Origin of the sequence: Streptomyces sp. NPDC051105, from assembly GCF_040682795.1 — a bacterium.
GTDB lineage: Bacteria > Actinomycetota > Actinomycetes > Streptomycetales > Streptomycetaceae > Streptomyces.
Genome location: NZ_JBFBBR010000001.1, coordinates 1 through 22,228 on the forward strand (window position 1 = coordinate 1; position 22,228 = coordinate 22,228).

At 73.1% G+C, this 22,228-nt stretch carries 17 protein-coding genes and 3 pseudogenes; 5 read left to right on the forward strand and 15 right to left on the reverse strand.

All coding sequences use genetic code 11. From position 1 onward, the window contains the following. Positions 1 to 75: 75 nt before the first annotated feature. A pseudogene (locus AB0N16_RS00005) lies at positions 76 to 742 on the reverse strand (histidine phosphatase family protein). A gap of 71 nt (positions 743 to 813) precedes the next feature. On the opposite strand from AB0N16_RS00005, the gene AB0N16_RS00010 reads away from it, so the two are divergent. The 3 genes from AB0N16_RS00010 (at position 814) to AB0N16_RS00020 (ending at position 3,458) form a co-directional block, all read left to right on the forward strand. Continuing rightward, positions 814 to 2,298: a phosphatase PAP2 family protein gene (locus tag AB0N16_RS00010; RefSeq protein WP_365791362.1), complete on the forward strand. Its 1,485-nt coding sequence runs from the start codon at positions 814 to 816 to the stop codon at positions 2,296 to 2,298. A 125-nt stretch (positions 2,299 to 2,423) separates the two neighbouring features. After that, the gene (locus AB0N16_RS00015) at positions 2,424 to 3,239 is read left to right on the forward strand and encodes a methyltransferase domain-containing protein (protein WP_365791364.1); all 816 of its coding nucleotides are present in this window, start codon (positions 2,424 to 2,426) and stop codon (positions 3,237 to 3,239) included. Positions 3,240 to 3,287: 48 nt separating this feature from the next. After that, entirely contained in the window at positions 3,288 to 3,458 is a 171-nt protein-coding gene (locus AB0N16_RS00020; protein ID WP_365791366.1) for a hydrophobic protein, read from the forward strand. A gap of 20 nt (positions 3,459 to 3,478) precedes the next feature. Here the strand turns inward: AB0N16_RS00020 and AB0N16_RS00025 are convergent. The 4 genes and pseudogenes from AB0N16_RS00025 to AB0N16_RS00040 all read right to left on the reverse strand — a co-directional run. Next, a pseudogene (locus AB0N16_RS00025) lies at positions 3,479 to 3,559 on the reverse strand (gas vesicle protein K); the annotation flags it as partial. Next, entirely contained in the window at positions 3,523 to 4,323 is an 801-nt protein-coding gene (locus AB0N16_RS00030) for a GvpL/GvpF family gas vesicle protein (RefSeq protein WP_365791368.1), read from the reverse strand. The gene AB0N16_RS00030 and the pseudogene AB0N16_RS00025, both read right to left, overlap by 37 nt. A gap of 64 nt (positions 4,324 to 4,387) precedes the next feature. Continuing rightward, on the reverse strand, positions 4,388 to 6,235 hold the full coding sequence (locus AB0N16_RS00035; RefSeq protein ID WP_365791370.1) for a transketolase: 1,848 nt from the start codon (positions 6,233 to 6,235) through the stop codon (positions 4,388 to 4,390). A gap of 402 nt (positions 6,236 to 6,637) precedes the next feature. Then, positions 6,638 to 7,099, reverse strand: a complete 462-nt coding sequence (locus AB0N16_RS00040; RefSeq protein ID WP_365791372.1) for a phage holin family protein — start codon at positions 7,097 to 7,099, stop codon at positions 6,638 to 6,640. A gap of 87 nt (positions 7,100 to 7,186) precedes the next feature. On the opposite strand from AB0N16_RS00040, the gene AB0N16_RS00045 reads away from it, so the two are divergent. Further along, positions 7,187 to 7,537, forward strand: coding sequence for a VOC family protein (locus AB0N16_RS00045; RefSeq protein WP_365791374.1), 351 nt, complete (start codon positions 7,187 to 7,189; stop codon positions 7,535 to 7,537). Here the strand turns inward: AB0N16_RS00045 and AB0N16_RS00050 are convergent. The 10 genes and pseudogenes from AB0N16_RS00050 to AB0N16_RS00095 form a co-directional block, all read right to left on the reverse strand. Then, positions 7,538 to 7,852 (reverse strand): annotated as a pseudogene (locus AB0N16_RS00050) (DUF5107 domain-containing protein); the annotation flags it as partial. It lies immediately after the preceding gene. 334 nt (positions 7,853 to 8,186) lie between these two features. Beyond that, positions 8,187 to 8,741 carry a GNAT family protein gene (locus AB0N16_RS00055; protein ID WP_365791376.1) on the reverse strand — a complete coding sequence of 185 codons (555 nt, stop codon included), beginning with the start codon at positions 8,739 to 8,741 and terminating at the stop codon, positions 8,187 to 8,189. 92 nt (positions 8,742 to 8,833) lie between these two features. Continuing rightward, positions 8,834 to 9,757 (reverse strand): LD-carboxypeptidase, encoded by a 924-nt coding sequence (locus AB0N16_RS00060; RefSeq protein WP_365791378.1) that lies wholly within the window; start codon positions 9,755 to 9,757, stop codon positions 8,834 to 8,836. Beyond that, a complete protein-coding gene (locus tag AB0N16_RS00065; protein WP_365792725.1) occupies positions 9,754 to 11,700 on the reverse strand; it encodes an LpqB family beta-propeller domain-containing protein in 1,947 nt (648 codons plus the stop codon). Before AB0N16_RS00065 ends, AB0N16_RS00060 begins: the two co-directional genes overlap by 4 nt. Beyond that, positions 11,697 to 13,001 carry a M20/M25/M40 family metallo-hydrolase gene (locus AB0N16_RS00070; RefSeq protein WP_365791380.1) on the reverse strand — a complete coding sequence of 435 codons (1,305 nt, stop codon included), beginning with the start codon at positions 12,999 to 13,001 and terminating at the stop codon, positions 11,697 to 11,699. Before AB0N16_RS00070 ends, AB0N16_RS00065 begins: the two co-directional genes overlap by 4 nt. Beyond that, on the reverse strand, positions 12,994 to 13,827 hold the full coding sequence (locus AB0N16_RS00075) for a M55 family metallopeptidase (RefSeq protein WP_365791382.1): 834 nt from the start codon (positions 13,825 to 13,827) through the stop codon (positions 12,994 to 12,996). The genes AB0N16_RS00070 and AB0N16_RS00075 overlap by 8 nt, the downstream gene beginning before the upstream one ends. 464 nt (positions 13,828 to 14,291) lie before the next feature. Then, the gene (locus AB0N16_RS00080; RefSeq protein WP_365791384.1) at positions 14,292 to 15,017 is read right to left on the reverse strand and encodes a class I SAM-dependent methyltransferase; all 726 of its coding nucleotides are present in this window, start codon (positions 15,015 to 15,017) and stop codon (positions 14,292 to 14,294) included. 320 nt (positions 15,018 to 15,337) lie between these two features. Beyond that, complete coding sequence (locus AB0N16_RS00085) at positions 15,338 to 17,785, reverse strand: SpoIIE family protein phosphatase (RefSeq protein WP_365791386.1); 2,448 nt, start codon at positions 17,783 to 17,785, stop codon at positions 15,338 to 15,340. Positions 17,786 to 17,936: 151 nt separating this feature from the next. Next, positions 17,937 to 20,324 (reverse strand): MFS transporter, encoded by a 2,388-nt coding sequence (locus tag AB0N16_RS00090; protein WP_365791388.1) that lies wholly within the window; start codon positions 20,322 to 20,324, stop codon positions 17,937 to 17,939. A gap of 180 nt (positions 20,325 to 20,504) precedes the next feature. Then, complete coding sequence (locus AB0N16_RS00095; RefSeq protein ID WP_365791390.1) at positions 20,505 to 20,948, reverse strand: SRPBCC family protein; 444 nt, start codon at positions 20,946 to 20,948, stop codon at positions 20,505 to 20,507. A gap of 181 nt (positions 20,949 to 21,129) precedes the next feature. On the opposite strand from AB0N16_RS00095, the gene AB0N16_RS00100 reads away from it, so the two are divergent. Continuing rightward, positions 21,130 to 22,170: an Rv2578c family radical SAM protein gene (locus AB0N16_RS00100; protein ID WP_365791392.1), complete on the forward strand. Its 1,041-nt coding sequence runs from the start codon at positions 21,130 to 21,132 to the stop codon at positions 22,168 to 22,170. Positions 22,171 to 22,228 lie beyond the last annotated feature (58 nt).

The following is a 22,228-nucleotide window of genomic DNA, read 5'->3' on the forward strand; positions in this document are numbered from 1 at the left end:
CCCCGCGCCCCTTTGGGGCGCGGGGAACTGCGCGAGCGACCACGACGCACCCGCACCCGGACACGTCGGCCCCCTTCACTCGGCCGTCGACTCCACCGGCTCCCCCGCCGGCCCGCTCTCCCCCCGCCGGTTCCACGACCGCGCCCTCCCAGGACACCGCCTTCCAGCCGTCGGCCGGGGAGCCCTCCAGGACGACCACGCCGGTGTTGTCGAGGGGGCGGGCGGCGGCGAAGGGGACGTCGACGTTGTCGGCGCGGGCCGCCGTCCACAGGCGGATCGCGGCGCCGTGGCTGATCACCGCGACCGTCCGGGCGTCGCTCGCCGCGGCCTCGGCGATCACCGCGTCGTAGCGGGCCAGGGTCTCGTCCCCGGTGTCCCCGCCGGGCATGCGCAGCGCGGTGTCCCCGGCCGCCCAGGCGAACACGGTCCGCATGTACTCCTGGCCGCGCTCGGAGTGGCCCGGCAGCAGCTCCAGGTCGCCGGCGGAGACCTCGCGGATGCCGTCGCGGACGATGGGGGCGAGGCCGCGGGCGGCGGCCAGCGGGGCGGCGGTGAGCTGGGTGCGGGTCAGCGTGGAGACGTAGAGCGCCTCGATGTCCTCGTCGGCGAGTGCCTCGGGCAGGGCCGCCGCCTGCTGCTCGCCGAGCGCGGTCAGACCGGGGCCCGGTACGCCGGTGTCGAGCAGGAAGTCGACGTTGGTCGGGGTCTGCCCATGATCATGACGTATGAGGAGCAGGCGCATCCAGAGGTTCCTCTCACTCGACCGGACCGGGTACCGGCACGAAACGGCCACTTCAGGGTAACCGGACCCGCATGAGCCCAGATGTTGACCTGACCGTCCTGAAGCCCGGCCGGCATGCGCTGCGCGACCGACTGCTCGCTCTCGACCTGAGGGTGTTCGAGGTGGCCGCCGAGCGGAACTGGCCGTTCGCCGAACCGGTGCTGCCCCGGCTGAGCCGCAGCGCCAACCACGGCGTGCTGTGGTTCGCGGCGGCCGCCGCGGTGGCCGCGTCCCGTACCCCCCGGGCCCGCCGGGCCGCCGCCCGCGGCCTGGCCTCGCTCAGCCTTGCCTCCCTGACCATCAACACCCTCGGCAAGCGCTCGGTGCGCCGGCACCGGCCGGCCCTGGACCCGGTGCCGGCGGTACGGCATCTGAAGCGGCAGCCGATCACCACCTCGTTCCCCTCCGGCCATGCCGCGTCGGCGGCGGCGTTCGCGGCCGGGGTCGCCCTGGAGTCCCCGGGGTGGGGCGCGGTGGTGGCACCGGTGGCGTTCTCCGTCGCGATGTCCCGGGTCTACACGGGCGTGCACTTCCCGAGCGATGTGCTCGCGGGTGCGGCCCTGGGCGTGGGCGCCGCCTTCGCGATCCGCCGGCTGGTACCGACCCGTGGTCAGACCGGCCCGCCGCCCCGGCCACGCGCGGAGGCCCCGGCGCTGCCCGACGGGGACGGCCTGGTGGTGGTGGCCAACCGGGCCTCGGGCAGTTCCGACCGGGTCCGGGCGCTGCGCGACGAGCTGCCGAAGGCCGAACTGGTGGAGTGCGAACCGGCCGAGGTGCAGGCCGAGTTGGAGAAGGCGGCGCTGCGGGCGCGGGCGCTCGGGGTGTGCGGCGGCGACGGCACCGTGAACGCGGCCGCCCGGATCGCCCTGCGGCACGGCCTGCCGCTCGCGGTACTGCCCGGCGGCACCCTCAACCACTTCGCCTACGACCTGAGCGTGGAGGACGGCCGGGGCCTCAGCCGTGCGGTGCGCGAGGGCGAGGCGGTCCGGGTGGACGTCGGCCGCTTCGCCTGCGACGGCCGGGAGGGCGTCTTCCTCAACACGCTGAGCCTCGGTGTGTATCCGGAGCTGGTGCGCGAGCGGGAGCGCTGGGCGCACCGCATCGGCGGCCGGCCCGCCGAGGTGCTCGCGGCACTGCGCGTGCTGCGCACCGACCGGCATCCGCTGGAGGTCGAACTCGGCGGCACAGCCCACCCGTTGTGGCTGCTGTTCGTCGGCAACTGCGTCTACCACCGGATGGGCCTGACACCGGGCCGCCGTACCGACCTGGCGGACGGCCAGCTGGACGTACGGGTGGTGCACGGCGGCAGGCATCCGGCGCTGCGCCTGGTCACCGCCGCCCTCGCGGGCCCGCTGAGCCGCTCCCCCGCGCACGCGGAGGTGCGGGTGAGCCGGCTGCGTCTCACCGGCCTCAAGACCGGTACCCCGCTCGCGTACGACGGTGAAGTCACCGACGTGAAGGGCGAGGTGACGGTGGACAAGCTGCCGCAGGCGCTGACCGTCTACCGGCAGCACTGACGGAGCGTCAGTCCACATGGCAAAACGCGGGTCTCATCATTCGGCATGCGGGCGTAGCGTTGCGGATACCGCGGGACGGGGCCGTCCGGCCCTGTCCGCCTGGTGTGAAGCGAAGGGGCTGAGCCATGCCGAAACCGCAGGAGACCGCCGTCTACACACACGGGCACCACGAGTCCGTGCTGCGTTCCCACACCTGGCGCACCGCCGCCAACTCCGCGGCCTATCTGCTCGGTTCGCTGAAGCCCCACATGAGGATCCTGGACATCGGCTGCGGCCCCGGCACCATCACCGCCGACCTGGCGGAACTGGTCCCCGACGGAAGGGTCACCGGCGCCGACCACGCGCCGGGCATCCTGGAGCAGGCCCGGGAGACCGCAGCCGGGCGCGGGCTGACGAACGTGGACTTCACGGTCGCCGACGTGCATGCGCTGGACTACCCGGACGACACCTTCTGCGTGGTCCACGCCCACCAGGTGCTCCAGCACGTGGGCGACCCGGTGCAGGCGCTGCGCGAGATGCGCCGGGTCACCAGGCCCGGCGGCTTCATCGCCGTACGGGACTCGGACTACGCGGCGATGACCTGGTATCCGGCGGTGCCGGGCCTGGACGACTGGCTGGAGCTGTACCGGCGGGTGGCCAGGGCCAACGGGGGCGAGCCGGACGCCGGGCGGCGGCTGAAGTCCTGGGCGCTCGACGCGGGACTGACCGACATCACCGCCACCTCCGGCACCTGGACGTACAGCACGGCCGAGGAGCGGGCGTGGTGGGGCGGGCTGTGGGCGGACCGCACGGTCGCCTCGTCGTATGCCGAGCGGGCCACGGAGGGGGGTCACGCGACCACCGCGGAACTGCGGGCGATCGCCGAGGCCTGGCGGGAGTGGGCGGCACAGGACGACGGCTGGTTCGCCGTCCTGCACGGAGAGATTCTCTGCCGTAAGTGAGTCTGATCCGCGGAATTCGGGAAACACGGATCGCCAGGAGGTCGGACTATGGTTCCCATTCTGCTGGTACTGCTTCTGGTGCTGATACTTTTCGGTGCCGGATTCGCGGTGAAACTGCTCTGGTGGGTCGCGCTCGTCGTGCTCGTGCTGTGGCTTCTCGGATTCCTGGTACGCGGCACGACCGGCACCGGCGGCAGGGGCCGCTGGTACCGGTGGTGAGGCCACCTCCGGTGGCCGATTCACCCGCGCGGCAACAGCGGCCCCAGCGGCCCGAGGTCCGGATTCAGGACCTCGGGCCGCTGCCTGTCGCGGTCCCGGAGCCGGACTGTGCGGAGAGGCCCGGCGGATCGTGGCGCTCGTGCCGGGCGAGGTCGCCGCTGAACGAGTAGAACGAGTAGGCCGCCCACGGGCCGCTGAGTTCCACGCGTATTCCGGGCGCCTCGTCCTTCGTACGGTCCACCATTTCCACGAATTCCTCGCACTGCGCGCGCGCCACCAGGTAGGCGGCCTTGAGCAGATTCTTCCCCGGAACTCCGGCCGGCTCAGCGTTCTCGGCGTTCTCCGCGTTCTCCGCGTTCTCCGGAGGGTGCAGCCGGAAATCCTCGGCGCACCGGGAAAGCCGCACGTGCAGGGCGCGGGCGAATTCCCCGGCGGCCGCCGGATCCGTCTCGGACGGGCCGGGGTCGGCGTAGAGAGTGACGCCCCACTCGACCCTGCCCTCGAGCCGGTCGAGGGCGTACCGGAAGTCGGCCTCGCAGGCCTCCATCATGGTCCGTACGCCGCTGTCGTCCCGGAAGACCGTGCCCGGCCGCAGCGGCAGCGGGGTGGTGACCGTGGTGAGCGCGTCGACCACGCCCTGATGGGCGCGGGCGGTCGCGGCCAGCCAGTCCCGGTCGGCCAGATGGTCCCGCAGGGGCGCCTCGGCGAAGTCACCCTCCGGGACCGTACTGACGACGGCGACCAGGCCGTGGTGCCTGAGCAGCCCGGGCGGGGCGCCGGCCACGCCGGTGAGCTGGGACTGCAGGGCCGCCTCGAAGGGGCGGCAGACGGCGTACACGTACCGGAGTCCGGCCTGTCCGGTCATGGTCCCTCCTCCTGTCGTGGTCCGCGTCGGGCCGCCGGCGCCACCAGCGCCTCGGCGCCGCCGGTCATCGCACGATCGCCTCCTCGACCAGCAGGCGGCCGGCCGCCGCGATCGCCTCGGCGTCGATGCCCGCGGCGTGCAGCTGCTGGTCGGGTGCGGCCGAGCCCGGCATGGTCCGCACGGCGAGCCGCACCAGGCGCGGTACCGGGCGGCCGTCGGCGAACGCCTCGGCGACCGCGTCGCCGAGCCCACCCTCCTCATGATGGTCCTCGACGGTGACCAGGCAACCGGTCTCCTCGGCGGCCCGGTGCAGGGTCCCCCGGTCGACGGGCTTGACGGAGTACAGGTCGACCACCCGGATCCGGATGCCGTCCTCGGCGAGCGCGTCGGCGGCCTTCAGCGCCTCGTGCAGGGTGACGCCGGCGGCGACCACGGTGAGCCGGTCCGCGTCGGAGGAGCGCAGCACCTTGCTGCCGCCCACCGGGAACTCCTCGTCCGGCCCGTAGATCACCGGGCTCGCACCGCGCGAGGTGCGCAGATAGCGGATGCCGTCCAGGCCGGCCATGGCCGCGACGAGCTTGGCGGTCTGGTTGGCGTCGCAGGGGTACAGCACGGTCGAGCCGTACAGGGAGCGGAACATCGCCAGGTCCTCCAGGCCCATCTGGGAGGGCCCGTCCTGCCCGATCGCGACACCGGCGTGCGAGCCGACCAGGTTGATCCCGCTGCCGCTGATCGAGGCCATGCGGAGGAAGTCGTGGGCCCGGCTGAGGAAGGCGGCGAAGGTGACGGCGTACGGCACCCAGCCGCGCGTGGCCATCCCGACGGCACCCGCGACGAGTTGCTGTTCCGCGATGTAGAACTCGAAGTAGCGGTCGGGGTGTTCCTTGCCGAAGAGCTCGGTGCGGGTGGAGTCGCCGACCTCGCCGTCCAGCGCGACGATGTCGGCGCGGGCGGTGCCGAGCGCGACCAGCGCCTTGCCGAAGGCGTCACGCGTGGGGACATCGTCCCCCTTGTCGTAGCGCGGGAGTTCGAGTGCGCCGGTGGGCACGGAGTGCAGGGCACGGGCCGCCGGAGGCTCCTGCACATGGACGTGGAGGTCCCGGACGCCGCCCAGTTCGGCGACGGCCTCTTCGGGGTCCGGCAGCGGCTTGCCGTGCATGCCCTCGCGATCCTCGACGGCGGCGACGCCCCGCCCCTTGCGGGTGCGGGCGAGGATCACGGTGGGCTGTCCCACGGTGGCCGCGGCCTCGGCGCAGGCGCGGTCGACGGCGTCCACGTCATGGCCGTCGATCTGCACGGTGTGCCAGCCGAAGGCCTGGAAACGGCGGGCGTAGGCGCCCAGGTCGTGGCCGTGCCGGGTGGGGCCGCGCTGGCCGAGCCGGTTGACGTCGACGATCGCGGTGAGGTTGTCGAGATGCTCGTACCCGGCCTGTTCGGCGGCCTCCCACACGGAGCCCTCGGCCAGCTCGCTGTCCCCGCACAGCACCCAGGTCCGGTACTGGCCGTGCTCCAGCCGCTTCCCGGACAGCGCGATGCCGACGCCGACCGGCAGGCCCTGGCCGAGGGAGCCGGTGGCGGTCTCGACCCACGGCAGCCGGCGCGGGGTGGGGTGTCCTTCCAGATAAGAGCCGAGCCTGCGGAAGGTGAGCAGTTCGGCCTCGTCGATGGCGCCGGCCGCCTTGTAGGCGGCGTACAGCAGGGGCGAGGCGTGGCCCTTGGAGAGGACGAGACGGTCGTTGCCGGGGTGGGCGGGCCGGTCGAAGTCGTAGCGCAGATGACGGGCGAGCAGGACGGCCATCACATCGGCGGCGGACATCGACGAGGTCGGGTGCCCGGACTCGGCCGCGGCCGCCGCCCGCACGCTGTCCACGCGCAGCTGCTGGGCGAGTTCGACGAGTTCGGCGGTGTTCATGAGACTCCTTCGGAGGGAGTGTCCGTAGCGTTTCCGGGGGCCTTCAGGCGGTTGCCGGCGAGGCCGTGTCCAGCGGCCCCGGCCAGGGTGGTGCGGGGCTCGACGAGGGCGGACACGGAAAGGTGGTCGATGGGGCGGGCGGAGTGGCGTCGGCACGGTGCCGGGCCGGCCGCGCAAGGGTGAGGGCCGCGCGACACCCGGCGAAACCGGCGCCGACGGTCACGGTCCGGGGTCGACGACTCACGGTGCGCCTCCGGGCATGCGTCAGGGTTCCGAGGCTTCCCACGTAACCGTAGGCGGACCGGCCAAACGCCGCCCGCCGAAGCCGCCCCGCCCGGGGAACACGGAACCGCGCGACCGGCCGCACCCGCACGGGCGGCCGACGGCACGGCGGGGTCCGCCTCAGGCGCGATGGTACGGCGGCTCCTGGCCGGCGTCGGGCGTCAGGGGCGTGACCGGGGTGATGGGCGGGACCGGTGGCTCCGACGGCATGGGCGGATAGGCCAGCCCCGGCCCGCCGGGCGGCCCCGCGGGCGCCGTCCCGCCGACCACCCGATGGGGAGCGTGCGACCTGCCGGGCCGGCCGGCCTCCCGCAGCAGACCGGCGACCCCACCCAGGATCACCGCGGTGACCAGCGCCGCGGCCCACCCCGGCAGCACGGTCGCCAGCGCCAGGCCCACGGCCGCCGCCACCGCCGCCCCGGCGTACAGGGCGACCGCACCGGAGGCGCCGTACAGCAGGGCGGCCCGTCGCCGTTTCCGTGCCTGCTCGCGCAGCTCATCCCGTACGGTCTCGCGTGCGACCTGCGCCAGTTCGTCGACGAGGTCCTTGTCCAGATGTTCGAGATGATCCCGATGTGCCATGCGGCCCGGGTACCCGGACGCGGACAGCCGTAACAGGAGATCACCGGAGGTGGCGTCTTCCCGTCCGGGGACAACTAGGCTCGTCGCATGGAGATTCTGGGCGCCTCCCTGCGCATCTGCGTCGACGACCTCGAAACCGCGATCCCGTTCTACGAACGCCTCTCCGGCGGCAGAGCCCTCCGTTTCGAACGCGGGGGCGTCCAGGTCGCCGCGGTCGGCTCCTTCCTTCTGATGAGCGGCCCGGAGGCGGAGCTGGAGGTGCTGCGCAAGGTGACCGCGACGATCGCCGTGCAGGACGTCGACGCGGCCCACCGGTTGCTGAACGACCTCGGCGCCCACATCCTCGCGGGACCGGTGCCCACCCCCGCCGGCCGCAACCTGCTCGCGATGCACCCGGACGGCTCGGTGTTCGAGTACGTCGATCAGCACCCGGCCTGATCAGGGGTTCCGCGGCCGCATCCGGAAGTCGTACCGACCGGGCAGCGGCTCGTCACCGAGCCGCGCCCACAACTCGCCGACGGCATCGGCCCCTTCCCGCAGGTCGGCGACCTCGAAGCCGTCGTCGAACACGGCCCGGGCCGCTTCCCGACGCCCCTCGGCGAGCAGCAACTCGGCCGCCAGGAGCCGGAACCGGCCGCGCTCCCGGGTGGCCGGCGGCAGCGCCTCCCAGACGGAACGGGCGTCGGCGACCCGCCGTACCCGCAGCAGCGCTTCGAGGGCCTCGCGGCCCAGCGCGGCGGCGGCCGCCGTCCAGGCCGCACCGTCGTCGGTGGGGGTACCTCCCACGCCGTTCGGGCAGTGGGGGAGCTCGCGGCACAGGTCGACGAAGGCGTCGGCGGAGCGGCTCGTAGCCGAGCTGCCGGGCCATGTCGGCGGGCAGCTCGTCCCGGTCGCGCTCGTCGACGCGGTGAATCTCGTCAAGGGGTCGGAGCGGGGGCAGCGGGTTGTCCGGACCCAGCTCCGCCGCGGGCAGGGTCAGTACCTCACGTCGGATCCTCGTCACGATCGCCATGGAACCCGGCGCGGGATGAGCTGACCAGGGGAGCTGCCGGTCAGGATTGCGCAAAGGCCGGGCTCGTCCCCGGGATCAGCGCATCTCCGCCGTGATCGCCCACCGCTCGTGGTCCCGCCAGGCCCCGTCGATGTAGATCATGTTCGGCGAGAAGCCCTCGAGGCGGAACCCGGCGCCGCGTGCGAGCGCGATGGACGCGGCGTTGCCGGGCTGGGCGTTGATCTCCAGCCGGTGCAGCCGCATCGGCCCGAAGGCGTAGTCCACGACCAGCCCCATCGCCTCCCGCATCAGCCCGCGCCCGGCGGCGTGCGCGAACACCCCGTACCCGAGGGCACCGCACTGGAAGCCGCCCTCGACGATGTTGTTGATGTTGATGAACCCGGCGATCGCCCCGCCGTGCTCTCCGCCGTCCTTCTCGCAGACCAGGAACCCGGCCTTGCTGCGGTCCTCGATCAGCCGGCCCGCGTAGCCGACGTAGGCCGCGTCCGTGGTGGGCGGGAACAGCCAGGGCTGGTGGAGGTCCTTGCTCTCCCGGGCCCGGGCGATGAACTCGGCGCCGTCCTCGTAGCTGAAGTGGCGGATGCCCACGCGAGGGCCCTCGGCGAGATAGCGGGAAGTGGTGTGCGGCATCCGACCACCCTACGCAAAGCGGGCCACGGCGTTGCAGGAAATCGGCCCCGCGCCCCCGCCCCGCACGGGCGAGCGCGGCCGGCCGTACGGTCTCAGCGCAGCGCGGGTTCCAGCAGCGTGAGCGTGCCCGCGTCGGCGTCCAGCTCCGCCGCGACGCCGAGCGGGATCGTCAGGGCCGACTCGCAGTGCCCGAAGCCGAACTCCCCCATCACCGGTACCCCGAGTCCGCCGAGCCGGTCGGCGAGAACCGCCCGCACGCCCTCGTACGGCCCGCATCGGTCCCAGGACCCGAGCAGGACCCCGGCGACCCCGTCGAGCCAGCCGGACCGCAGCAGTTGTGTGATGCTCCGGTCGAGGCTGTACGGCTGCTCGCCCACGTCTTCCAGCAGGAGCAGCCCGCCTCGCGCGCCGGGGTGGGTATGCGGGGTGCCGATGCCGGTCGCCAGCAGGCGCAGGCAGCCGCCGACCGTGACGCCCCGGGCCCGGCCGGGCACCAGCGCACTGCCCCGGCCGGTGATCGTGCGGACCGTCTCCGGGGCGAACAGGGTGGCCCGCAGGTGTTCCTGTGCCTCGGTGCTCTTGACGAAGTCGGCGCCGGCGGCCACCGGCCCGTACAGGGTGGCGAGGCCGAGCCGGGTCGCGAACGCCTCGTGCAGCACGGTCGCGTCGCTGAAGCCGACGAACGCCTTCGAGCCGGCCGCGCGCATCGCCTCCCAGTCGAGCAGGTCGACCAGACGCTGGGCGCCGTAGCCGCCGCGCGCGCAGAGCACGGCGGACACCGACGGGTCGCACCAGGCCCGCTGGAGGTCGGCGGCCCGGTCCGCGTCGGAGCCCGCGAGATAGCCCAACTCCCCGTCCTCGGCGAGCACATGGGGTGCCACCACCGGGTCGAGATCCCAGCCCCGCAGGATGTCGAGGCCCGCTTGGAGCCGCTCCTCCACCACCGGCCCGCTCGGCGCCACCACGGCGACCCGTGCTCCGGGGGCGAGCCTCGACGGTCGTACCAGCTCTGTCACTTCACCAGCTCCAACTCGGGGATGCCGGGCACGTTCAGCCCGAACACCTGGGCGTACAGGGCGAGTTCGGCCTCCAGGGCGCGAACCATGGTCTCGGCACGGCGGAAGCCGTGGCCCTCGCCCGCGAAGGTGAGGTAGGCGTGCGGCACGCGCCGTCCGTCGAGGCTGGCGAGGAAGCGTTCGCACTGCGCGGGCGGGCAGATCACGTCGTCCAGGCCCTGGAGCAGCAGGAAGGGCGCGGCGAGCCGGACGGCGTGCGCGCTGGGCGAGCGTTCCGCATATCGCTCGGGCACCTCGGCCAGCGGTCCGATCAGTGACTCCAGGTACTGGGACTCGAAGTCGTGGGTCTCCCCCGTGCCCCAGGTGGTGAGATCGAGGACGGGGTAGGCGATGGTGCCGCAGGCGTAGACGTCGGTGCCGGTCAGCGAGGCGGCGGCGGTCCAGCCACCCGCGCTGCCGCCCCGGATCGCGAGCCGGGCGCGGTCGGCGGTGCCCTCCTCGGCGAGGGCGAGGGCAACGGCCGCGCAGTCCTCGACGTCGACCACGCCCCACTGTTCGCGCAGCCGGTTGCGGTACTCCCGCCCGTACCCGGTGGAGCCGCCGTAGTTGACCTCGGCGACCCCGATGCCCCGGGACGTGAAGTAGCCGATCGCCAGGTCGAGGACGAGGGGCGCCCTGCTGGTGGGGCCGCCGTGTGCCCAGACGACGTACGGCGGCAGCTCGCCGTCGGGGGCGGTGTGGCCGGGGTGGTGGGGCGGGTAGATGTGGGCGTGCACCTCGCGGCCGTCCGGGCCGGTGAAGGTGCGCACCCGCGGCTCGGGGTAGTAGGCGGGGTCGACCGGGTCGCGGTGGGGGGTGCCGACGACCCGGGCGCGGCCGCTCGCGGTGTCGAGTTCGATCACCTCACCCGCGGTGCGCGGGCCGGCGCCGACCCCGACGACGCGGGTGCCGTGCGCCGCGAGGGTGGGCGCGCATTCGGTCCAGTGTCCGGCGGCGTCGACGAGTTCACCGGACTCCGGGTCGAGTACCCCGAGTGCGGTGGACCCCCGGCCGTGGACGACGGCGATCAGCCCGTTGTCCAGCGGCGCGAACCAGCGCTGGCCGAGCCTCCAGAGCGGCCCGGCGAACTCCTCCTCGCGCGGGCACAGAGGGGTGCCGTCGCGGTAGAGGTTCCACCAGCCGCTGCGGTCGCTCGCGTACAGGAGGCGGTCGTCCTTCGACCATTCGACCTGGGCGATGGACTCCTCGGGGCCGCCCGCGACCGTGCGGACCCCGTGCAGCACGCCGTCGTCACCGACCTCGCCGACCAGCAGCTCCGTGCCGTCCCACGGCATCCGCGGATGGTCCCAGGCGAGCCAGGCGGCCCGCCGTCCGTCGTGTGAGAGACGCGGCCCGGTCACGAACCGGTGCCGGTCGTCGGCGAGTTCGCGTACGGCGGCCCGGTCCGCGGCGGCCGAGCCGTCCAGCGGCACCGCGGCGAGCACCCGCCGCACGTCGCCGGGGCCGTCCCCGGTGAACTCCTCGAGGACACACCAGACCTCACCCCGTTCGAGCAGCAACCGCGGTTCCGCCCAGCGGAGTCCGGGCGGGGTCAGCGGGCGGGGCTCGGTGCCCGGCTCGTACCGGTACAGCCGCTGGTCGTCGAAGTGGACGAAGACCAGCAGCGGTTCGCCGCCGGCGGCGGGCACGGCACCGGCCCAGGGCTGTCCGCCGTACTCGATGACCCGGCTGCGGACGTTCCACGGCGCGGGCAGCACGGACTCCCGGGTGCTGCCCCGCACCAGGGTCCGGCGTCCGCCCTCCCGCGGGCGGGGTTCGGTCCACCAGGTCTCGTCGCCGACGAAGCCCACCCAGTCGGGGCTGCCGTCGTGCGCGGCGGCCAGGGCCGCGTCGATGGGCGAGGGCCAGGAGCCGTAAGGCTTCGTCTCCACGATGTCTCCTATGCCGTGCGCAGGAAGCGGTCCAGGACCCGGACGCCGAAGTGCAGGGCCTCGACGGGGACGCGTTCGTCGACGCCGTGGAACATGGCCTGGTAGTCGTAGCCCTCGGGCAGCCGGAGCGGTGTGAAACCGTAGCCGGTGATGCCGAGCCGGGAGAACTGCTTGGCGTCGGTGCCGCCCGACATGCAGTACGGCACCACATGCCCCTCCGGCGCGAACTCCTCGACGGCGGCGCGCATCCGGGCGTACGTCGGTGAGTCGAGCGGCGCCTGGAGGGCGACCTCGCGGTGGTGGAACTCCCAATCGACGTCGGGCCCGGTGAGCCGGTCCAGGGTGGCGCGGAACTCGTCCTCGGTGCCGTGCAGATGGCGTCCGTCGACGAAGGCGACGGCCTCGCCGGGAATGACGTTGACCTTGTAACCGGCGTTCACCATGGTCGGGTTGGCGCTGTTGCGGACGGTGGCCTCGACCAGCTTGGCGGCCGGCCCGAGCTTGTCGAGGAGCAGGTCGACCTCGGTGAGGTCGGGCTCGATGCCGTAGAGGGCGGCGAGTTCGGTGAGGGCGGCGGTGACCGTCGGGGTGAGGCGGAGCGGCCAGGTGTGCTCGCCGATGCGGGTGACGGCGGCGGCGAGCCGGGTGACCGCGTTCTCCTTGTTGACCTTGGAGCCGTGTCCGGCCCGGCCGCGCGCGGTGAGCTTCAGCCAGCCGGTGCCGCGCTCGCCCGCCGCGATGGGGTAGAGCTGCCGTCCGGTGCCGTCGTGGAAGGTGAAGGCGCCCGACTCGCTGACCCCCTCGGTGCAGCCCTCGAACAGCTCGGGGTGCTGGTCGGCGAGGAAGCCCGAGCCGTCCTCGGCGCTGGCCTCCTCGTCGGCGGTGAACGCGAGGACGATGTCCCGGCGCGGTCGTACCCCCTCCCGGGCCCAGGCCCGCACCACGGCCAGGATCATCGCGTCCATGTTCTTCATGTCGACGGCGCCCCGGCCCCACACGACCCCGTCGCGGATCTCCCCGGAGAAGGGGGCGACGCTCCAGTCGGCGGCCTGCGCGGGCACCACGTCGAGGTGGCCGTGGACAAGGAGCGCGTCCGCCGTCACGTCCGACCCCTCGATCCGGGCGACGACGTTGGTGCGGCCCTCCGTCCGCTCCAGGAGGATCGGCTCCAGACCCGCTCCCGCCAGCTGCTCGGCCGCGTACTCGGCGGCGGGCCGCTCCCGGCAGTCGCCGCCGCCGAAGTTGCTGGTGTCGATCCGGATCAGCTCGGAGGTGAACCTGACCACCTCGTCCAGCGCCTGCTCGTCAGCCATACTGCTCCTCCACGGCGGCCGAGACGATCGTGGTGACCGCCTTGAAGGTGCGGATGCCGTCGTACATGGTCCCCTCGGTGTACGCCACCTTCCGCTCGCCGGTCCGTTCCACGCCAGGGACGACGGTGGCGGAGAGGGCGAGGTGCTCGGCGTCGAACTCCAGGGCGACGGTGAACGGCCCGCCGGTCACGGGTGCGTGGCGCACCGCGAGCCCGGCCGCGCCCTTGGCGGCGGCGCGGATGTCCGCGGCGGTCCTGGCGGGCGTGCGGCACTTGGCCGCATACCTGGACACGTGGTCCTTGACGGCGACCTTGAGGGCCTCGGGGGCATAGCCGAGGGCGTCCTCGCAGGCCAGGTCGTCGCCGGTGACGAGGACGACCGGGACCCCGTACTCGGCGACGACGTGCGCGTTGAGCAGGCCCTCGCTGGCGCGGACGCCGTTGAGCCAGACGCCCGTGAGGGAGTTGGCGAGGTAGGTGTGGGCGAGGACGCCCTCCATGCCGGCGCCGGTGTGGTAGCCGACGAAGGCGATGCCGTCGACGTCGCCGTGCTGGACGCCCTCGACCATGGAGAGGGCCTTGTGGCGGCCGGTGATCATCTCGGCGCGTTCGTCGAGCTGCTCCAGGAGCAGGTTGCGCATGCTCCAGTGGGCCTCGTTGATGAGGACCTCGTCGGCACCGCCGTCGAGGAAGCCGAGGACGGCGGCGTTGACGTCCGAGGTGAACATCGACCGGCACCGCTCCCACTGCGGCGTTCCGGGCAGTACGTCGCCGGGCCAGGTCACCCCGGTGGCGCCCTCCATGTCGGCGCTGATGAGGATCTTCATGGTGCGCCACGTTACGCGCCCGCGCGGCCACCGGCCAGGAAGCAAACCGCCGTCCTCCGCCGCACCCGCCCGGCCCGGCACAGCCCTCCGCCCCCCGGCCGACGCCATGCCCCCCAGGCGGCCTACCGCCATGACCGCGAGCGCACCCGCCCGGCCCGGCACAGCCCTCCGCCCCCCCGGCCGACGCCATGCCCCCCAGGCGGCCTACCGCCATGACCGCGAACGCACCCGCCCGGCCCGGCACGACCCTCCGCCCCCGGCCGACACCATGCCCCCCCAGGCGGCCTACCGCCATGACCGCGAACGCACCCGCCCACCCGGCACGACCCTCCGCCCCCGGCCGACACCATGCCCAGCAGGCGGCCTGCTGCCGTGGCCGCGGGCGCACCCGATCGGCCCGGCACAGCGGTCCGACCCCTCGGCCACGCCACGCCGAGGGGTCGGACTCGGGCTGTCCGTGGTGGTCAGTTCGCGCGGCCGGCCACCAGCCACTTCGACGGCAGCACGATCCGCTCGCCGTCCGGGGTGAACTCCGTCGTCGTCAAGGGAAGTTGGCCGCTGGCGAGAACCGTGAGGCCGGCGTTGCGCAGGTACTCGGGTACCGCGTCGTCGGCGACCTCGCCGGGGGCGATGCCGTGCCGGAAGACCGGGGCGAGCTTGGGCGGCGGGCCCGCCGGGCTCTGGGCGAGGCCGCCGAGGATGGGGCCGGCGGCCTGGGAGAGCTCGACGAGGAAGGCCCGGCCACGATCGCCGACGAGGGTGGCGACGGTGTCGATCAACGGCTGCCGGTCGTCGGGTTCGCACTGGTGCAGCACGCCCCGCATATAGACGTTGGCGTCGCCGAGTTCGGCGTGCAGGGCCTCGGCCTCGGTCTTCTCGACCGCGTCCAGCTGCCGGTAGCGGGCCAGTCCGGCCGGATCGGCGTGCCGGGCGTGTTCCAGGGCGGCCTCGGCGATGTCGGTGCCCAGCACCCGCGGGAAGCGGCCGGTGAGGAAGCGGGTCTGGGTGCCGTTGCCGCAGCCGAGGTCGACCAGCGGCAGACCGGGGTCGGTGAGATGGGGCTCGAAGAGGGGGACATGGACCGAGGCGGTCACGCCCGGCTCCGCGTCCCAGAACACCGCCCCCGTCTCGTCGGGCGCCTCGCGCCAGAAGCCCTCCCAGGCGTCCCGGTATCGACTCGTCACGCTCATGCCCAACTCCCCAGGGTGTGACCGCAGAAGGCCGCCGTATGTGACGGGCCAGTACGGTTTACCCTGCGCCGGTTTCGGCCACAAGCGTCCGGCGCGTTCCTTCACCCGACTTTCGACGAACGTGCGCCCTTGGGGCCTCTCGTTTGGTTCACGCCGCGGACACGGGGTGTGGCACGCACGTCTGCCGCGTTGTCGTCACTCGCCGGCGCTCCGCGTCGACTCCCTCCTGCGCCTTGCAGCCACACGCACCCGACCCCGCTCACCTGCGCCGAAATGCCCCGCTGCGGTCCTGCGACCTGATCCAAACGACCGGCCCCAAGTCAGCGGCGCCGTGAGGTCAGCTCGAACCAGACGGTCTTACCGGCGGCCGTGCGGCTGGTACCCCACTCCCGGGCCAGCGTGCTGACCACCCGCAGTCCGCGTCCGGCGGCGGCGCCGGGTTCCGCGCTGAGCAGGGTCGGCAGGGCGTGGTCGTCGTCATCGACCTCGCACAGCAGGGTTTCGCCGCGGATCAGCCGGAGCTGGACCGGACGGCTGTGGGAATGCCGTAGCGCGTTGGTGACGAGTTCGCTGACCATCAGCTCGGTGGCGTCGGCGAGCCGGGCCAGGCCCCACTCGTGGAGCTGTTCGCGGACGGCGGCGCGGGCGCGGCGCACCTCGGCGGGGTCGAGGGCGAGCCGCCATTCGGCGACGTCCTCCGGTTCGATGCCGTTGAGGCGGGCCATGAGGAGGGCGACGTCGTCCTTGCGGCCGCCTCGGACGTTGAGGGCGCGGATGATGGTGTCGCAGGCGTCGTCCATGGAGGCGGCCGGGTGGGCGGCGGACTCGCAGAGGGTGGCGAGGCCGACGCCGATGTCCTCGCCGCGCATCTCGACGAGTCCGTCGGTGCACATCACCAGCCGGTCGCCGGGGTCCACGCGCACCCGCAGCGACTCGAAGGCGACCCCGCCGACGCCGATGGGCGCCCCGGTGGGGAGATCGAGGAGTTCGCTGCGGCCGTCGACGGCACGGACCAGCACGGGCGGAATGTGGCCCGCGTTGGCGAGGTGGAGTTCGCTCTCGATCGGGTCGTAGACGGCGTAGAGGCAGGTGGCGAGGTAGCCGTCGCCGAGGCGCTGGGCCAGGTCGTCGAGGTTGCGCAGGAGTTGGGCCGGCGGCAGGTCCAGGGCCGCCATGGTCTGGACGGCCGTCCGCAACTGGCCCATCATCGCGGCCGAGTTGAGGCCGTGGCCCATGACGTCGCCGACGACGAGGGCGGTGCGGGCGCCGGGGAGTTTCACGGAGTCGAACCAGTCGCCGCCGACGCGTCCGAGCAGGGTGCCCGGCAGATACCGGGTGGCGATGTCGCAGCCCGCCATGCGCGGCGGTATGTTCGGCAGCATGCTGTCCTGGAGGGTCTCGGCGACGCTCTCCTGGAAGGTGTACATGCGTGCGTTGTCGAGCACGAGGCCCGCGCGGGCGGCGAGTTCGGCGCCGGTGACGCGGTCCATGTCGTTGAACATCTCGCGCTCGGGGTGGCGCAGCAGGATCATGAAGCCGAGCACGACCTGGCGGGCCTTGAGGGGGACGACCAGCATCGAGCGGCCGGTGATCAGGGGCCGGATGTCCCGCTTCTCGAACTGCGAGGCGATGGCGTGGCCCATCTCCACACTGATGCGCGGCACCAGGACCGGCTCGCCGCTGGTCATGCACTGGAAGAACGGGGTGTGCGCGGGGAACGGCATGGCCTCGCCGACCGGGACGACGTCGTCCCAGCGGCCGGGTTCGTCGGTGTGCTCCAGGGCGACCCGGTGCCACATGGTGGTGGTGTCGGGCACGCCGTCCGGGAACCCCTCGCCGGCGACGACCTGTTCGCGCAGATAGGTGCCGGCGACATCGGTGAAGCGGGGTACGACGGCCCTGCTGACCTCGACGATGGTCCGGGACAGGTCGAGCGAGGTGCCGATCCTCCCGCTGACCTCGTTGAGGAATTCGAGGCGCTCGCGGACGGCCGCGTACTCCAGGTCCTCGCCCTCCTCGTCGGTGAGGTCGGCGGGCACGGGCAGGCCCTGGGCGGCCGCCCGTGCGGCGCGCTCCCGGCGGACCTTGCGTTCGGTGCGCCGCGCGACGCCCCAGTCGGGGGTGACGGGGACCCGGTCGTTCTGGCTGAACTCCAGGATGGGATAGCCGAGTTCGAGCACCTGGGCGACGATCCGGGCGCTCTCGTCGACGCTCATGCTGGGCAGGATCTCGGGGAGCCGGCGGGCGAGTTCCTCGGCGCCGGGGAAGTCGGTGTGCAGGGCGAATCCGGGTGCGATGCGCTCGAAGGCCACGTCCTCGGCGCCCTCGGACCGGCGCAGCCGCTCGGCGTCGGCGGCGAGCACCAGCAGCCGCTCCTCGCCGGGGCCGACCAGGGGATACGCCCACCACAGCACGTCGACGCGGTCGCGGTCCGGCACGGTGAGCCGGGCGCGGCCCGCGGCGGGGAAGTTCAGCCGTCCGTCGAGGGAGGACTCCAGGTCGGGGCCGAGGCCGTCGTAGGCCGCGTAGGCGCCGTACGGGGTGATCTCGTCGTCCTCGGGGAGCGCTCCGGAGACCGGCAGCAGGTCGAGGACGGAATGGCCGATCGCCTGTTCCCTGGCGGCGCCGAACAGGCGGCGCGCGCCGGTGCTCCAGTGGGAGACCCGCCCGTCACGGCCGACGACGACCACGGCCAGCGGGATACGGCCTGGCGCGCCCTCCCCAGCACCGAGGCTGGGAGGCGTGTCCCGCTCGCTGCCATGGTCCATGGCCAGGCCCTCTCTCCCCACGGCTCCGCGAAAGATCTGTGCCGCCCGCCACTACCGTACGGTGGCCGTCGGTTGCGATGTGTGGCAATCCGGGAATTGGTTTCACCGGAGCGCACCGGCGCGCAGGTCCGCGCCCTCGCGCCCCGTTCGGTCAGTCCTCGTGCCCCAGTTGGAGATCGCGTTCGGTGCGGCCGCCGCCCGCGACCTGGAGCACGGTGGCGACCGGCGGGTAACCGGCGGCGATGACGGTGTACTCGCCGGAGGACAGGTCGACGAACCGGAACGTTCCGTCGGGACCGGTGGTGAGGGTGTCCACGACGTTCCCGGCGGCGTCGAGCAGGGTCACGCGCGCGTCCTCGACGGGTCGGCCGCCCCCGGCCCGGACGGTGCCCTTCAGCACGGCGCCGCCGGCGAGTTCGACGTCCTGCCGGGTCTCCCGGGAGGCCTGGACGGTGACCGGGAGGGCGGCCGGACGGAAGGCGGGCGCGCTGCCGGCGAGGGTGTACTCGCCGGCCACCAGCTCGGTGATGACGTAGCCGCCCTCGCGTCCGCTGCGGGTGCTGGCGACGACCTCGCCCTGCACGTTGGTGAGCGTGACGGTGGCGTCGCGGACGGGCGTGCCGTCGGCGGTGCGGACGGTGCCCGCGAGGCGTCCGGCGCCACCGAGGACGACGTCGAGTTCGACGGGCCGTTCGCCGACGGTCACGGTGACCGCCTGCGGCTGGTGGCCGCCGGCGGCGGCGATCAGGACGTACGCCCCGGAGCCGGGCGTGGACAGGGCGTACCGCCCGTCGTCGCCGCTGGCGCCCCGGCCGATCTGCCGGCCGACGGCGTCGATGAGGGTGAGGGCGGCGCGGGGCACCACGGTCCCGTCCGGGTGCTGCACCGTGCCGCAGACCGGGATCCCGGCGCCGGTGTACGGCGAACGCGCTTGCGGGATCGGGGCGTTCACGGGGATGGACTCGGTTTCGGCGGTGTGGTGGGACACCAGCGGTTTCTCCTTGAGGAAGCAGGCGATGAGCAGGCCGAGGGCGAGCACCGGGACCAGGTAGAGGAAGATCCGGGGCATCGCGTCGGCGTAGGCGCGGATGTAGGCGTCACGCAGCGCCGGGGGCAGTGCGTGCACGAGCTGCGGGGTGAGGGACTCGGGGTCGGGCAGCCGGGCGCCGGCGTGGGCGGGCAGACGCTGGTGCAGGGCGTCGGTGAGCCGGTCGGCGAACAGGGTGCCGAAGACGGCGGCGCCGACGCTGCCGCCGATCTGCCGGAAGTAGTTGTTGGCGCTGGTGGCGGTGCCCAGGTCGGCGGGCGGTACGGAGTTCTGCACGGCGAGGATGAGCACCGGCATCACCATGCCGATGCCGGCGCCGAGCACGGCCATCCAGATGCTGTACTGCCAGCGCGGGGTGTCGACTTCGAGCCGGGAGAGGAGCCACATGCCGAGCACGGACAGCGCCCCGCCGAGCACCGGGTAGATCCGGTAGTGCCCGGTGTGGCTGATGAGCTGGCCGGCGACGATCGAGGCGCCGACGATCCCGCCCATCATGGGCAGCATCAGCAGCCCGGACTCGGTGGCCGAGGCGCCGTCGACCATCTGCAGGAAGGTCGGCAGGTAGCTGGCGGCGCCGAACAGCGCCACGCCGACGACCAGTCCGACGAGTCCGGTCACGTTGAAAACGGTGTCCCGGAACAGCCGCAGCGGGATGAGGGGTTCGGCCGCGTGGCGCTCGGCGAACAGGAACAGCACGGTGGCGACCACGGCACCGGCGCCGAGCCCGAGGATGACACGCGATCCCCACTCGTACTCCGTGCCGCCCCAACTGGTCAGCAGCACCAGGCAGGTGGAGGCGGCGGCCAGCAGGAGGGTGCCCAGGACGTCGAAGCGGGCCCGGACCCGGGGCCTGGGCAGCTTCAGTACGGCCGTGACGACGGCCAGGGTGACCAGCCCGAAGGGCACGTTGATGTAGAAGCACCAGCGCCAGGAGAGGTGGTCGGTGAAGTAGCCGCCGAGCAGCGGTCCGGCGACGGAGGCGAGGCCGAAGGCGGCGCCGATCAGACCCATGAAGCGGCCGCGCTGCCGGGGCGGCACGATGTCGGCGATGATCGCCTGGACACCGATCATCAGCCCGCCGGCGCCGACGCCCTGCACCGCGCGGAAGGCGATCAGCTGGTCCATGCTCTGCGCCCGTCCGGCCAGCGCGGAGCCGACGGCGAAGACCAGGATCGCGAACTGGAAGACGCTCTTGCGGCCGATGAGGTCGCCGAGCTTGCCGTAGACCGGGAGACCGATGGTGGAGGTGAGCAGGTAGGCGGTGATCGCCCAGGACATCCGGTCCAGGCCGTGCAGCTCGCCGACGATCCTCGGGAGCGCGGTGGCGACGATCATCTGGTCAAGGGCGGCCAGCAGCAGGGCGAGCATCAGCCCGCAGAACACCAACCGGGTGCGGCGCGGCCCGAGTCCGGAGGCCGGGGCGGTTTCCGGCGCGGGGGCGTCGGCGGGCGCCGCGGCCGGCTCCTCGTACTGCACCAGAGTCGTCCCCACGTACCGCTCCCCTCGTCGCGCCTGCGCACAGTTCCCGCCTTGTGTCCCGTAGGGCGACAACTGTGGGCAAGCACGACGAGTTACGGCACGAGACCGGTCGGGCTGGAGATCCACTCGAACCGGTGAGGGGGTTCAACGCCCCCTGTTCATCCGGCGGTTACCTACCGCCGTGGAGCAGGGCTACTTCTCGACCTCGGTGGCGAGCCTGTCGAGCACCTCGTCGTAGATCCGGCCGAGGCCCTTGGGGGCGAAGGTCTTCTCGAAGAAGCCGCCGATGCCGCCGGCCCCCTGCCAGGTGGTGTGGACCACGACCCTGGAGCCGCCCTCGCCGGCCGGGGTGACGCGCCAGGTGGTGACCATGGAGGAGTTGCGGTCCTTCTCGACCAGTTCGCCGTCGGTGGGCTCGCTGACCTCCAGGAGGCAGTCGCGGACGCGCTTGCTGGTGGCCTGGAGCTTCCAGTGGACCAGGGTGCCCTCGCCGTCGCCGCCCTCGCGCACCTCGTACTCGCTGAAGTGCTGGGGCAGCAGCTTCGCGCGCGTGCCGCTGTAGTCGGCGAGCGCGTCGAACACCGTCTCCGCGTCCGCCGCGACGACCCGCTCCGTAGTGGCCTCGACCTGCGCCATTGACTTCCTCCAGCACCTGGGTTCTCGGGGATCGGGGCAAGCCAACCACCCCGGCGCCCGGCCGCCCAAATCGGGGTGCCGGAAGCGGTCGGAAACGGTGTCCGCGCGGTCTCCACATATCGTTCGCACGATCATGGGAACAGATGTTCTATTCTGGGGGCAGTGCTACCGAGGAGGCGTCATGCGCTGGGAGAACCTCACCGAGGAGGCCGAACACGGCCGGGCCGGCACCGCGCTGTTCGGCGCGGACGCGGTCACGACCCGCACGTTCGACACGCCTGAGTTCCGGGGAATCACGTTCCACGAGGTGCGGGCACGGTCGATCATCAACCGGGTGCCGGGGGCCTCACGGATGCCGTTCGAATGGACGGTGAACCCCTACCGAGGCTGCTCGCACGCGTGCGTCTACTGCTTCGCCCGCAAGACCCACAGCTATCTGGACCTCGACACCGGGATCGGCTTCGACACCCAGATCGTGGTCAAGGTGAACGCCCCCGATCTGCTCCGCCGCCAGCTGGGCTCACGGCGCTGGCTGGGCGACCACATCGCGATGGGCACCAACGTCGACTGCTACCAGCGCGCGGAGGGCCGCTACCGGCTGATGCCGGGGATCATCTCCGCCCTCACCGAGCACGCGAACCCGTTCTCGATCCTCACCAAGGGCACCCTGATCCTGCGCGACCTCGACCTGCTGCGCCGGGCGGCGGACGTCACGGACGTCGGCATCTCGGTCTCGGTCGGCTTCGTCGACCCCGAGCTGTGGCGGACCGTGGAGCCGGGCACCCCGGCCCCCGAGCGCCGCCTGGACGTCGTGCGCGCCCTCGCCGAGGCCGGTATCGGGTGCGGGGTCCTGATGGCGCCCGTGATCCCCTTCCTGGGCGACCACCCGGCCCAACTGCGGGCCACCGTGCGGGCGATCGCGGCCGCCGGGGCCACCTCCGTGACCCCCCTGGTGCTGCATCTGCGCCCCGGCGCCCGCGAGTGGTTCATGAGCTGGCTCGCGGCCCACCACCCGCACCTGGTCCGGCGCTACGAGCGGCTGTACACGGAGGGCGCCTACGCGCCCAGGTGGTACCAGCGCCGGATCACCCGTCAGGTGCACGAGCTGGCCGAGGAGTACGGCATCGGGCCGAACCGTGCCGGCACCCCCCGCCGGATGCCGGTACCGACGGCGGAGGAGGAGCCCGCGCTGCCGGAGCCGACGCAGCTCACGCTGCTCTGAGAGCGTTCCCGACCGAGGCGTTCACAGCTGGGAGCGTTCGAGCGCAACCCTCGGCCCA

Excerpts from the sequence above, each read along its gene's own strand:
- AB0N16_RS00085 (WP_365791386.1), bottom strand. The coding sequence starts at position 17,785 with ATGGACCATGGCAGCGAGCGGGACACGCCTCCCAGCCTCGGTGCTGGG.
- AB0N16_RS00075 (WP_365791382.1), bottom strand. The coding sequence starts at position 13,827 with ATGAAGATCCTCATCAGCGCCGACATGGAGGGCGCCACCGGGGTGACC.
- AB0N16_RS00040 (WP_365791372.1), bottom strand. The coding sequence starts at position 7,099 with ATGGCACATCGGGATCATCTCGAACATCTGGACAAGGACCTCGTCGAC.
- AB0N16_RS00080 (WP_365791384.1), bottom strand. The coding sequence starts at position 15,017 with ATGAGCGTGACGAGTCGATACCGGGACGCCTGGGAGGGCTTCTGGCGC.
- AB0N16_RS00095 (WP_365791390.1), bottom strand. The coding sequence starts at position 20,948 with ATGGCGCAGGTCGAGGCCACTACGGAGCGGGTCGTCGCGGCGGACGCG.
- AB0N16_RS00010 (WP_365791362.1), top strand. The coding sequence starts at position 814 with ATGAGCCCAGATGTTGACCTGACCGTCCTGAAGCCCGGCCGGCATGCG.
- AB0N16_RS00070 (WP_365791380.1), bottom strand. The coding sequence starts at position 13,001 with ATGGCTGACGAGCAGGCGCTGGACGAGGTGGTCAGGTTCACCTCCGAG.
- AB0N16_RS00100 (WP_365791392.1), top strand. The coding sequence starts at position 21,130 with ATGCGCTGGGAGAACCTCACCGAGGAGGCCGAACACGGCCGGGCCGGC.
- AB0N16_RS00055 (WP_365791376.1), bottom strand. The coding sequence starts at position 8,741 with ATGCCGCACACCACTTCCCGCTATCTCGCCGAGGGCCCTCGCGTGGGC.
- AB0N16_RS00030 (WP_365791368.1), bottom strand. The coding sequence starts at position 4,323 with ATGACCGGACAGGCCGGACTCCGGTACGTGTACGCCGTCTGCCGCCCC.
- AB0N16_RS00020 (WP_365791366.1), top strand. The coding sequence starts at position 3,288 with ATGGTTCCCATTCTGCTGGTACTGCTTCTGGTGCTGATACTTTTCGGT.
- AB0N16_RS00035 (WP_365791370.1), bottom strand. The coding sequence starts at position 6,235 with ATGAACACCGCCGAACTCGTCGAACTCGCCCAGCAGCTGCGCGTGGAC.
- AB0N16_RS00015 (WP_365791364.1), top strand. The coding sequence starts at position 2,424 with ATGCCGAAACCGCAGGAGACCGCCGTCTACACACACGGGCACCACGAG.
- AB0N16_RS00045 (WP_365791374.1), top strand. The coding sequence starts at position 7,187 with ATGGAGATTCTGGGCGCCTCCCTGCGCATCTGCGTCGACGACCTCGAA.